At 43.4% G+C, this 12211-nt stretch carries 8 protein-coding genes and 1 tRNA gene; 1 reads left to right on the top strand and 8 read right to left on the bottom strand.

Going from position 1 to position 12211, the window contains the following annotated elements:
- Nucleotides 1-3: 3 nt before the first annotated feature.
- The 8 genes from F8H35_RS04880 to F8H35_RS04845 form a co-directional block, all read right to left on the bottom strand.
- Nucleotides 4-3831, bottom strand: a complete 3828-nt coding sequence (locus F8H35_RS04880) for an SdrD B-like domain-containing protein (protein WP_472572427.1) — start codon at nt 3829-3831, stop codon at nt 4-6.
- 67 nt (nt 3832-3898) lie between these two features.
- Entirely contained in the window at nt 3899-6829 is a 2931-nt protein-coding gene (locus tag F8H35_RS04875; RefSeq protein ID WP_472572426.1) for a hypothetical protein, read from the bottom strand.
- A 124-nt stretch (nt 6830-6953) separates the two neighbouring features.
- Nucleotides 6954-7445 carry a hypothetical protein gene (locus F8H35_RS04870; protein ID WP_472572425.1) on the bottom strand — a complete coding sequence of 164 codons (492 nt, stop codon included), beginning with the start codon at nt 7443-7445 and terminating at the stop codon, nt 6954-6956.
- 73 nt (nt 7446-7518) lie between these two features.
- The gene (tgt, locus tag F8H35_RS04865; protein WP_472572424.1) at nt 7519-8616 is read right to left on the bottom strand and encodes a tRNA guanosine(34) transglycosylase Tgt; all 1098 of its coding nucleotides are present in this window, start codon (nt 8614-8616) and stop codon (nt 7519-7521) included.
- Between the two features lie 2 nt (nt 8617-8618).
- Nucleotides 8619-9650 carry a M24 family metallopeptidase gene (locus F8H35_RS04860; protein ID WP_472572423.1) on the bottom strand — a complete coding sequence of 344 codons (1032 nt, stop codon included), beginning with the start codon at nt 9648-9650 and terminating at the stop codon, nt 8619-8621.
- Complete coding sequence (gene hslU / locus F8H35_RS04855) at nt 9650-11086, bottom strand: ATP-dependent protease ATPase subunit HslU (RefSeq protein WP_472572422.1); 1437 nt, start codon at nt 11084-11086, stop codon at nt 9650-9652. Before hslU ends, F8H35_RS04860 begins: the two co-directional genes overlap by 1 nt.
- A gap of 9 nt (nt 11087-11095) precedes the next feature.
- Entirely contained in the window at nt 11096-11629 is a 534-nt protein-coding gene (hslV, locus tag F8H35_RS04850) for an ATP-dependent protease subunit HslV (protein WP_472572421.1), read from the bottom strand.
- Nucleotides 11629-11889, bottom strand: a complete 261-nt coding sequence (locus F8H35_RS04845) for a hypothetical protein (protein ID WP_472572420.1) — start codon at nt 11887-11889, stop codon at nt 11629-11631. Before F8H35_RS04845 ends, hslV begins: the two co-directional genes overlap by 1 nt.
- Nucleotides 11890-12014: 125 nt before the next feature.
- On the opposite strand from F8H35_RS04845, the gene F8H35_RS04840 reads away from it, so the two are divergent.
- Nucleotides 12015-12090 (top strand) — tRNA-Asn (locus F8H35_RS04840).
- Nucleotides 12091-12211: the final 121 nt, after the last annotated feature.

Below are 12211 nucleotides of genomic sequence, written 5' to 3'. Positions count from 1 at the left end.
CTTTTATTCCTTAAAGTCAATTTTTACTTTTCTGGTATCAATTAAAAGTTCTCTCAAAAAGTGCTCTACAGCTTTAGCACGTTTTAAAGAAAGCTCTCTATTGTTCCTATAGCGCCGGTTACTTTTACTTACTTTAACACTGTCGGTATGGCCTACAATCCTTATGAAAATCTGCTTGTAGTCATGCTTCCTCAGGAAATCTGCAAGAGCCCTCAAAGACTTTTTCGCACCATCAGAGAGTTTATAACTGCCAAAACCAAAGTAAACCTGAATTTCATAAGTTCTTGGAGATTCAACAGAGAAGATAACAGGAATTGCTGCTGAAATCTTTTGGGCTTTTCCATCGTAGGGCTTTAAACTGTAATAGACCACAGACTCTACGTTTGTTACCTTAGAAACAGGCTTTGAAAGCCATGTAAGGCAAACCGTTTCTTTCGGCTCTACAACAGGTAGATACCAGGAAAAGTTATTTCCGTTTATTTGAGGATCTTTGAAGGGAGCTCCGTTAAACTTAGCAGTTCCCTTCTCTGGAAGGAAGGGCGAAATTTCGGTTAGCTTTACTTCGTAGAGAGGCGCATTAACACCATTTTTTAAACAGAAACAGTGCTTTAACATTAGAGTTTGATCTTTTGGATCAACAAGTACAGCAGCAATCCCCCTCTCAACACTTACCTTTTCAGAAACAGCTCTCTCAACACCAATTGAAGACTTTACTTTCGCTGGTAGAGGTATAAGTCTAAAGTTTGCCTTAAAGAGTTCCCCTGGAAAGAGATCAACAAACAGCGAATTAGGATCCCCAGCGTTCCTGTTTCCTGTAACGGCTAAAACAACATTGGGTGGAACAGTAGTTTCATCTATTTTTAAAACGTGAGTTCCTGCTCTAACATCGTCAAAGTGGTACTTTCCTTCAGAATCTGTAACAGCAAACCGTCCGTCCTCCATGTAGATCTTTACTCCGCCAACTCCAGGTTCCCCCTCATCCAGAATCCCATTTTTATTGTTATCCAAGAATACTCTACCGATAATGTAACCTCTACTGGTAAAAACACCTGGAACTATATTAACGTACGCATAAGCCTCGTTTGATGAAACCGAAATCTCCTTAGAAAGACCTATCCATCCAGAAGCTCTGGCTATATTTTTCCTTCTCCCTTCCTTTGCTCCTGGAGTGACGTAAGTGTAAAAAGTTATCTCCCTACTCTCTCCCGCCTTAAGCTCTCCAAGGTTCCACATGAGAGAACTACCTGAAGAGGTGGTAGAAGGATCCTTAAATTTCTCTCCATCAACTTTCGTACTTCCCCCTTTATACCTGAAACCACGGGGAAGATAGTCGTAAACCCTCACACCGTAAACATCAAAACTATTAGGATTTTTAACTTCTATTCTCCATCTCACAAGATCTCCGTAGTACGCCGTAGAAGAAGAAACAGACTTTCTAACCTCTAATTTTTTAAAACCCTTAGGTACTATAGGAATTCTTAAAGCAACAGCCCCTGGGAAAGAGTAATCCAAGTAAAATTTCTGACCGGTGTATGGCTTTCCGCTGTAAGGAGACCATACAGAGCTCTTTTTCAGGTGAACCGGACTATACTTTTCTTTTAACTTCTTATCAGAGGCAGGATAGTTACAGTCATAGTCAACAGTTATAAAGTACCAACCCACATCAGAACTGGTAAAGTTTGCTATCTGAAATGCAAAATCTCCATCACCTAAACCTACAGAATTACCGTTAACATCAGTAGGTCCTGAAACCTGAGGATTCTCCTGTTTGGTAATTCCATCTGGATAAAAGTCAAGCCTTGAAGGATCAACAAGAGTAAAAGAGGAACATGAGCTATCAGAACATCTATAAAAACGGACACAAGCTCCATCAATCCGCTTACCAGTAATAGCATCATAAACGTACCCAGCAGGATCTAAAGGAAGTCTTAAAACCCTCGTTCCATCGTTGTTTACAACCAATCTTACAACTGCAGATTTATCCGAACAGCTAACCCTGTCCATCTGCCAGTTCCAACAGGCTGAATCCCCGGGCTTATCAACAGCATTTAGAAACCGCTTCTCTATGGGCGGAGACAGGTAGTAGAACAGACCGTTGTTTTCGTTTTTTAAGGCTATTCTGTAAAGATAACCGTCCCTCATCCAGGAGTAGAGAGAAAGAGGAGCTCCAGAACTATCCAGGGAAATAAAACCAGAACCATCAGTCATAAAAAATTTCTTTCTTACTAACTTTCCATTGGGAGCATACTCGTAAGCAACAATTCTACGGTTCCTTACAACTTGTTCAGATAGACCACCAATAGAAACCATCTTTGCTTTTAAAACTATCCCTACTTTTTCAACGTTTTCTGCTTTATCGTAGGTATAGTCATAAACGTCAGGTTCTATAGATGAAATCCCCTTAATAGCCAGTAAGAAGGAATTTCTACCATAATTAGCAGGGATAAAAACCTTTGTGTAGAAAACCTTTCTATCCCCCGGTGGAATCGGACCTGTATCAGGAAGTCCGTCACCATCGGAGTCTGTTAAAACCCTACCACTGGCATCGTAGAACTTAACGGTAAGGCCTGATAGGTTCTGAGAGAAAGACTTATAAACTGTCAAATTTACAACATCTGTTCTACTTCCTAAATTCCACGCTTCATTCTTGAAAACAGCCCAGCTATCCGTAGAAATCCCATTAATAGTTGTTAAATCATCCTGATCATCAGGCTTACCACTTCCAGAATAACTAATTCCATCATCAGTATCATCAACAACAACCTTAACAACTGGTTCTACGTCAATAACAGCCGTATTAGATTCAACAAATTTTCTTTTTCCATCAGAAGAATAGAGGCCATAAGCTCTATTTCTCAAAACTGTTCTTGAGAAATAGGAACTCAGATATCCATTAATCGTAAATTTTCCAAATTCTGAAGCTGAAAATTCAGTATTTTCAGGTGAGAGTAGGCCAACATACTTTAAACTACCAGTAATATCATTAACAGTCCGTTTCCAGTAAGAATCCCTGGTTCCTTTATAAACAACAACCCAGTTAAACAGATTTGTATAAAGGTTTTTAAAGATAAAACCATTAGGCAGCTCATCAAAAACTAATATTCCCCTTCTCTCTTCAGGTGAACCATCATTATTAAAGTCAGTAAATAACTTTGCTCCTTCTATATCTTTACTGCCAGTATTCTCAAAACTTATAGTGTATGAGAATCTTTCTCCAGGTTTAACTTTAGAAACACTGGAATACTTCCTAATCGTTAAAAAGGCTCCTTCAGTAATCATAACAGAATAGACATTATTTGAGTCTTCTTTTGTTTTATCCCCTAAAGATTTACCAATTATTTGAACATCTATTTTCCCTTTTAAAACATCAGTAGGTATTTTTCCTTTTAAAACAAGTGATATAACCTCCCCTGGTTGCAAAATATTAGTTTTAGAAATCGGCTTTTCTCCTATATCAACCTTCCCATTTCCATTTTCATCGTAAAAAATCTGGAAATTTCTGAGATCACCACTATCTCCCGATAGATTTTCCACAGCAATGGTAAAACGGTCTTTCCCGTTGCCTGTATTCTCTAAAAGAAATGGGAACTCAACAAAGCTTCCGGGTGATGAGTCCAACTCCAATTTATTGGGCTCAATCAGAACTCCGTAAACCTGGGCTACTACAGTTTCAACCGTATTTGAAAGCTGCGTGTACTTGTTACCCTCCGGAGAAACATAAGTACAGACGGCTGTATTTGATATGACAGTTCCGCTTTTAGAAACAGCCCAACCATTATTAAGAAGAACCCCTACTAAGACAAAACAGATTAGGAAAAATCTTCTTACCACTATCTACCCTCAAGAAGTTGGACTAAAAGGGGGAGAAGATTATCCCCCAAAAGTAAAGCCAGAAAAATTACTGAATTTTGACTTTGAATATCACACAACCACTCTCGTTAGGTGCAACCTTTCCACCTTTTGTAGCATCTGCACCTGTTCCAACCCTAAACCTTACGAGGTTATTGGCGGCATCGTATTCAGCCTGGTCATCTCCAGAAGCATCTGTAAGGTTTGTATCGCAGGTTCCGTCACAGTTTGTATCAAGGCAGAGAGAACCCGGAACGTAGGTTGTGTGATCTGGAATTGGGTCAGTAATTATGACGTTGAGGGCGTCTTTATCACCAATGTTCTTGTACTCAACGTGATAAACGATAGTATCGCACGGACCTGGAACTACACCGTCGGGAGTTGTTGTACAGGCACCTGAGCTGTTAATACCTCCTGTATCAAGCTCGTCTTTCGTCTTAGTAAGCTGGAGGTAACCGGAGATAATTGTAGTTGTATCAACTGCTTCATCGGTACAGTCTGGCGTGTTATCCCCATTGATATCAGACTCAGCTTTAACTGTCAGGTTCTCAACGTAACCGGAAGCAACGTCACTGGGTGCATTGACTTTTACATAGAAGGTCTTCTGTTCACCTGGAGTAAGTGTAACAGTGTAAGTAGTTCCAACAGGGTTCTTGTTCTCATCAAGTATTGTATAAGAGAGTTGCTTGTTGCTCGTATCAAGGGTTATTGTAACTGTTGCATCTGTATTACCGGCGTTCTTTACTACATGCTGATAGCTAGTTGTTCCAGACGGTGGTAATTGATCAGAGTGGTCGGGTGAAACAGAAACTCCACAAATTTCGTTAACCTTCAGGTATGCATCAATACTGTCTGTAACTCCCGAATTCTTGGAAGTTGAATTAACAACTACGTTGTAATCTCCCGGAGGTGTACTGTCGGTTGTTGTCACCTCAAGTACAACACATACATCTTCTGAAATCCTTTCACCTGCAGCATGGTCTTTTGTCAGATTTCCAGCAAGAGTAATCGTTCCAGCGTTAGCATCTACAGATTGAACTTTCACTTTCTCAGCATGGTCTGTACCAGCTCCCACAATTACAGTATCACCGGCCGAGAAGTTGGCAACGTCGTAAACGGTAAGTGTGTTCGTTCCTGTTGCTGCAGCAGATTTAAGAAGTGTTCCACCAAGAAGAGGTGTATTCGTAATTACCTGACCATCTGATGGGTCACCATCACAGTTGGGGTCTGTCATAAACTGAACTTTAGAATCTGAAAGCTCAGAAGGTAGTGTTGCTGAAAGGTTATACTGGTCTGAGGAGGCACCAGTGTTAGCCACTTCAAGAGGATAAATCGCTGTCTCTCCCGGGTTAACAATATCTACAACGCCGTTATGTCCGTTATCTCCAGGCAGAACGTCATCTGAGTCGTTCGTTCCATCTGTGTTACCGTCGGAAGGATTGTTTACATCATCTCCTACTGTCCCAGCTTTACCAAGGTCTACACCGGATTGAACAACATTCTGAACTGTATCACGAGACTTATCCTGCTCAGAAGGATTGTTCTTTGAAGTAGCAACAACATCTACATAACCACCAGAAGTTGCGTTTGCCGGAATGTAGACTTTAACAACGAAATCCTTTTTAGACTGACCAGGAACAGTTCCAAGGTCTACTTTACCGTCTCCGTCGGTATCTATAAGCTTGGCTGTTCCGTCTGCGTTCCAGAACTCAACGATCCATCCCTGAGGAACATTCTCTGCTGAGAGCTCTATAACGTCATCGGAACTGGATCTGTTGGCTGCAGAGTGTCTGAACTCAACCCAGCTTCCTGCAGGTGCCTGAGCTACAGTATTGTCATCCTGCCAGTTGTTTCCGCTATCTTCTTCTACCTGATCCCAGGAAGCAACTTGCTGGCTTACGGCGATATCGGCAGCTGCAGTTGGGGGAATTTTGGTATGGACATCGTTAGTATCAACTTCCTCATCAGTTCCGTCAGACTTAGCGTAGTCAATAATTGCTTCGTTATCTACGCTAAGATCCTTGTCATCAAAAGGAGAGTCAACTGTAACCTGGAATTCAAGGTAGCCTTCCTGGTCTGAATCAAGAACATCCTCCTTAACGTTGTCTGTTGGATTGCTGTCTGGAATGAAGAATCCCACATATTTAACACCGTTAGGTACCTTATCTTCAGACTTGTACCAGTTCTGCCCGTCGCTTGAATAGACCGGATAACCGTTGGAAGGAGCTCCCGTCGCAGAACCTGACTTGTAAGTTGCTCCAGTTGGAATCTGGTCTTTAATGATGATACCTTCAACGTCCTGTTCGCTGTTGTCAATATTGCCGTCATCATTAAGGTCTACCTTCAGACCATCAACAGACTTAGCTGCCTTAAGTCCAACGTTTTTGAAGGCTACACGGTAAGTAAGCACATCACCTGGTTTAGCCTGAGTTTTATCAACCGACTTGGTTGCCTGAATTAGAGCATCGCTGATTACAGTTACAGAAGCATCTTGATCAGAGGCACAGGAAGAATTATCTGGATTCTCAACGTGGAGTTTAAACTGATCTTTATCTCCGACGTTTGCCCCAGGATCTACAGAAACTGCCACAACGATGTGCTTTGTCTCTCCCATACCGAGGGTAACAGAAGATACTTCCTGTTCACCTGGATCAACAAGACCGTTCTGGTTCTCGTCAAGATAGATGTGCTTCGTGTAGTTGGGACCAGAAACCTCAACAGTTGAAAGGTTGAATGTGAACTGTGAGTTACCTTTGTTGGTAACCTCAAATGGAACGTAAACAGTTTGACCTGGCGTTCCCTGATAGTCTCCACCACCGGCAGTTGTTACGGAGCAGACCGCTTCAACGGTCGTCTGGACTACGTTTGATGTGGTTGTGTACTTGTTGTTGTCTTCATCCATGTAGACAGCAGTTGCAGCGTTACTGATCACTGTCCCTGCTGGGGTTAAAGCTCTGGCCTGAGGCGAAAACAGAGCCATACCTCCAATAAGACCCAGCAGGGGCAGTGACGAGGTTAGTAGTCTTCGGACTCGCCTTTTCCCCCACATGTTTCACTCCTTTTATTAAGGTTGTGTTTTTGATGCCCCATCTAAAGCAACGTTATTATTTAACTTTCACCCTATACTTCAGAACTTCTGAAGTACCAGGAAGGAGCTGCGGAATTTTCCACATTATGTTTGTATACATATCAGGAGTGGCTATCTTCTCTTTTTCCTTTCCGTTTTCAACAACTCTGTACTTTACAGGTTCTGGAGAAAAGGACTTTCCCCCATCAATAGAAAAGAGGGGATTACCGTTAGCCGAATGCTCCACATAAACGGTTGATTTAGGAATTTGAGCCTTTATTTCCACATTTTTCAAACCGTTCTTGGATATATTCTTAACAGTTATCTGATACTCAATAATGTCCCTGGGATAGACCTTTTCCGGAAGGGGTTTAAGTAACTCCCTCTTCTTGCCTCCTTTAATTTCATTAACAACTAAGAATCCCTTAGTTTCCAGCTTCAGAGGTTGAGAAGCAGAGAATGCAGGAGATGCTAAGAAAGATAGAACGAAAATAACAGGTAATACTAAGAGTAATAAGTATTTCCTCACCTTTTCCCCCTGTAAAGTTGTTTAATATCGGCAAAATTATAAACTTCTTCTTAGCAAAAAACTTTAAAAGTAATTAATTGTTATACTTGCTCTTTAATTGCTTTTCTAATTCATCTAACCTTTCTCTTTTAATGGCTTCTCTTATGCTTTTCATTAATTTAGAATAGTAATGAAGATTATGGATCGTATTGAGAATCACGGCGTTAATCTCTCCGGATACGTAGAGATGACGAAGGTAGGCCTTTGTAAAGTTTCTACAGGTGTAGCAGTCACAGTTGGGATCTAAAGGAGTAAAGTCTTTCTTATACTTGGCCGCCTTTATGTTTATCTTCCCTTCACTTGTAAAGAGTGTCCCGTTTCGGGCATTTCTTGTTGGCATTACACAGTCAAACATGTCAACGCCGTTTTCCACTGCTGTAATAATGTCTAAAGGAGTTCCAACCCCCATTAAGTAGCGGGGTTTGTCAGAGGGGAGCTCCGGCGCAACAAGGGCCGTTATCCTGTACATCTCCTCTTTCGGCTCTCCAACGCTTAAGCCCCCTATGGCGTAGCCGTCAAAGGGGAGTTTTGTGAGGAGCTCCACACATTTAAGCCTCAAATCTTCGTAAACCCCTCCCTGAACAATACCAAAGAGAGCAGTTTTATCTGTTGTTCTTGCTTTTATACTCCTTTCTGCCCAGCGAACAGTTCTCTCCATTGAGTGCTTCGCATACTCGTAGGTTGCAGGGTAGGGAGTGCACTCATCTAAAACCATTCCTATGTCAACTCCTATCCTCTCCTCAAACTCAACGACAAACTCAGGGGTAAAGAAGTGTTTTGACCCGTCTATGTGGGAGCGGAACTCCACACCCTCTTCCGTTATTTTCATAAGTTTCCCGAGGCTGAAAACCTGAAATCCTCCGCTGTCTGTAAGTATCAGCTCATTCCAGCCGGTAAAGGCGTGGATTCCTCCTGCAGACTCTATCACCTCAAGACCAGGTCTTAGGTAGAGATGGTAGACGTTTGAAAGAACTAAGTGGTAGCCCATTCGGGAAACCTGCTCCCAGGTAAGCCCCTTAACGGCTCCAAGGGTTCCAACGGGCATAAAGCAGGGGGTTTCTGTTACTCCGTGGGTTCCCTTTAAAAGGCCAAGCCTTGCCTTTCCACAGGTTTTAAGAACTGCAAACTCCATAGCTACTTTTCCAGGCCAACAAGAGAAAATGCTCTGTTTTCTGTAACGTAGCAGTCGTCTTCTATACGAACTCCTCCAAGTCCGGGGATGTAAACTCCAGGCTCAACTGTAACAACGTTTCCTTTCCTTAGAACCTCGTTTGATTTAGACGAAAGGGTGGGGGATTCGTGAACCTCCACTCCAATTCCGTGACCCAACGAGTGGACAAAATACTCGCCAAAACCTTTTTTCTCAAGGAACTCTCTTACTGCCCTGTCAACGCTCCTGCACGACTTACCGGAGCGGAGCTCCCTTATTCCTACCTCCTGAGCTTCCCTTACAGCATCGTAAATCTCTCTTAGCTGTGAAGGAACGTTGCCGATGAGGAAGGTTCTGGTTATATCTGAAACATAGCCCCTATAAACCGTTCCAAAGTCAACAATTACAATGTCTCCGTCTTTTATCTCCCGCCTTCCCGTTTCCCAATGGGGAACTGAAGAGTTGGGACCAGAGGCAACAATTGTGGGAAAGGCCTCTCCCTCTCCACCAAATTTAAAGAAAGCTGAAAGGAGCTCCCTCCTGAACTCAATCTCCGTTATTCCCGGTTTTAGAAAGTGGAGAACGCTTTTAATGGAGATTTCTGCAATCTGAACGGCTCTCGTTATCAGCGAGATTTCCTCTTCACTCTTAACTGCTCTAAACTCAGAGAGGAAACCCGGTTCCTCTTCCAGCTGGAATAGAGAGAGCCTTTTAACAGTAGAGAGTTTAACCCTGTTCGGGTCTAATATCAGAATCTCTATCCCTTCATCTTTCAGAAAACCTATAAGCTTCTCCCAACCTTCCCACTTTAGAACTTTAAATCCCCTTACTTCCTTTTCCGCCCTCTCAATGTAGCGGCCGTCTGTAAAGAAGTAGAATCGGCCATCTCCTGTAACTACTGCTATTCCAAAAGTTGACCTGAAGGATGTAAGGTAGAAGTTCTCTGCACTGTCTACGCTGAAAAAGGCCTTTTTCCCGTCTCCTACTTTCTTAGCTACAGAAAGTAGCTTCTCCATCAGAGGATATACCTCGTCAGGTCTTCATCTTTTATTATTCCTTCAAGTCTTTTCCTTACGTATTCTCTGTCAATAACAACTTTCTGCCCTTTCATCTCAGGAGCGTTGAAGGAAAGGTCTTCAAGAAGCCTCTCAAGAACGGTGTGAAGGCGCCTTGCTCCAATATTTTCTGCCTTTGTATTGGCTTCCTCAGCTATTCTGGCGATCTCCTCAATGCCGTCTGGAGTGAACTCTATGTCAACTCCTTCAGCAGCAAGAAGGGCTTTGTACTGTTTTGTAAGGGCGTTTTTTGGTTCTGTCAGAATTCTGACAAAGTCCTCCTTTGTAAGGGGCTTAAGCTCAACCCTTATGGGGAACCTTCCCTGGAGCTCCGGCAGCAAATCTGAAGGCTTTGCAATGTGGAAGGCTCCTGCGGCTATAAAGAGCATGTGGTCTGTCCTTACAAGGCCGTAGCGGGTAGAGACTTTACAGCCTTCAACTATGGGAAGAAGGTCTCTCTGAACGCCCTCCCTTGAAACGTCGGGGCCCCGAGCTCCACTCCTTGCTGCCACTTTGTCTATTTCATCTATGAAAATGATTCCCTGGTTCTCCGCCCTGTCTATTGCTTCCCTTATCACTTCGTCCATGTCTATCAGCTTCTGGGCCTCCTCCTGAGTGAGGTAGCGGAGAGCCTCTTTTACCTTCATCTTCCTGAGTTTCTTGGGCTTTGGAAGAAGAGAGGAGAGCATCTCTTGAATGTTCTGCATATCTCCGCCGAGGCCTATTACGTTGACCTTTGGCCCTTCAACCGTTACAGGTATTTCAACAGTCTCATCGTCAAGCTTTCCCTCTTTTAAGAGTTTCTTTACCCTGTTCCTTTCGTCTTTAAGGCGGGAGCTCTCCCTCTCAACGTCTGTCTGGGGTTTCTGTGGAAGGAAAACGTCAAAGAGGCTCTGAACGGACTGAGTCTGCTGGGGTTCGGGAACCATTATCTCTGCAAGTCTATCGTAGGCAAGCTCCCGTGCCCTCTCTTCAACTTCAGCAATTTTCTCCTCTTTAACCATATTAACGGCAATTTCAACCAGATCCCTTATTATTGACTCAACGTCCCTTCCAACGTATCCAACTTCAGTAAACTTTGTGGCTTCAACCTTTATGAAGGGAGCTCTCACAAGCTTTGCAAGTCTCCTTGCAATTTCAGTCTTTCCAACTCCAGTAGGGCCAATCATTATTATGTTTTTGGGAACAACCTCTTCCCTCATATCCTCAGGAAGCCTCTGGCGGCGCCACCTGTTCCTGAGGGCTATGGCAACGGCCTTCTTGGCCTCTTTCTGCCCTACAACGTATTTGTCAAGCTCTTCAACTATCTGCTTTGGCGTAAGGAAACTATCGTTTTTCCTTACGCCTTTCTTTTCAGGATTTTCTGAATCGGAGCTCCCAAAGAGCTTTTTGAACATTCGACCTCCTTAAGGCAGTTCTTCAACAACTATGTTTGTATTCGTATAGATACAGATGTTCCCTGCAATCTCCAGCGACTTGTAGGCAATATCTCTGGCCGAAAGGTCTGTATTCTGATAAAGGGCAGTTGCAGCAGCCTGAGCGTAAGGTCCCCCAGAACCTATAGCCATAACGGGAATGTCAGGCTCTATAACATCTCCATTCCCGGAAATAAGGAGAATTCTGGTTGTATCTGCAACTAAAAGCATTGCCTCAAGACGCCTTAAAACCCTGTCTGTTCTCCAGTCTTTTGCGAGCTCAACAGCAGACTTTAAAAGGTTTCCTCCGAAAGTCTGAAGTTTATCTTCAAACCGCTCTAAAAGGGCAAAGGCGTCTGCAACGGAACCGGCAAAACCGGTAAGGACTCTACCACCGTAAATCTTCCTGACTTTTCTTGCCCCGTTTTTAAAAACCGTATTCCCCAGCGTAACCTGACCATCTCCGGCCATGGCAACTTTTCCGTCTCTCAAAACGGCACAGATAGTTGTCCCTCTGAACTCCATCACTCCTCCAGGTTAAGAGAGGCAAACTGCCTCCTCCTTAAACGGGCCCCAACAAACTGTCCCAAAACGGCAACGGCTATGAGAAGGGGAGCAAACTTCCAGGGAACTCCAAGGCCGATCCTCAGGGCAATTATGAACGGTATCGGCAGGTGAACATAAAGGAACCATAGAGGTGAAAACTTCCTCACGCCTTCCCTGAGCCAGCCAAAGGGCAGGTTTAAAAGAAATGTAACAAAAACCACAAACATAAGCGTTTCCAAGGCTCTAACCTCCACAAGGTTTTAACGGTTAACAAATTTAGTGTTTCTCTCTTAAAGTGGCAAAACTACGGCACCACCCCCTTGACACCCTGACGCTTACTTCCTATATTACTCGTCAGCAAAGCTCCCCGGTAGCTCAGCTGGTAGAGCGGGTGGCTGTTAACCACCAGGTCGCTGGTTCGAGCCCGGCCCGGGGAGCCATTTTATTTTTAAGCAGAAAAAAGAAGAAAGAAAATAAAAAGGAGAAGGGAAGAGGAGCAGAGCAGAACTATCTGGTTGCCACTTTACTGTAAATAAACCTTCCACAGTAAGGGCATTTGGT

Origin of the sequence: Thermovibrio sp. (assembly GCA_015488335.1) — a bacterium.
Classification (GTDB): Bacteria; Aquificota; Aquificia; order Desulfurobacteriales; family Desulfurobacteriaceae; genus Balnearium.
The sequence above is the reverse complement of the archived record's forward strand: the minus strand, read 5'-3'. Positions and strand labels throughout refer to the sequence as shown.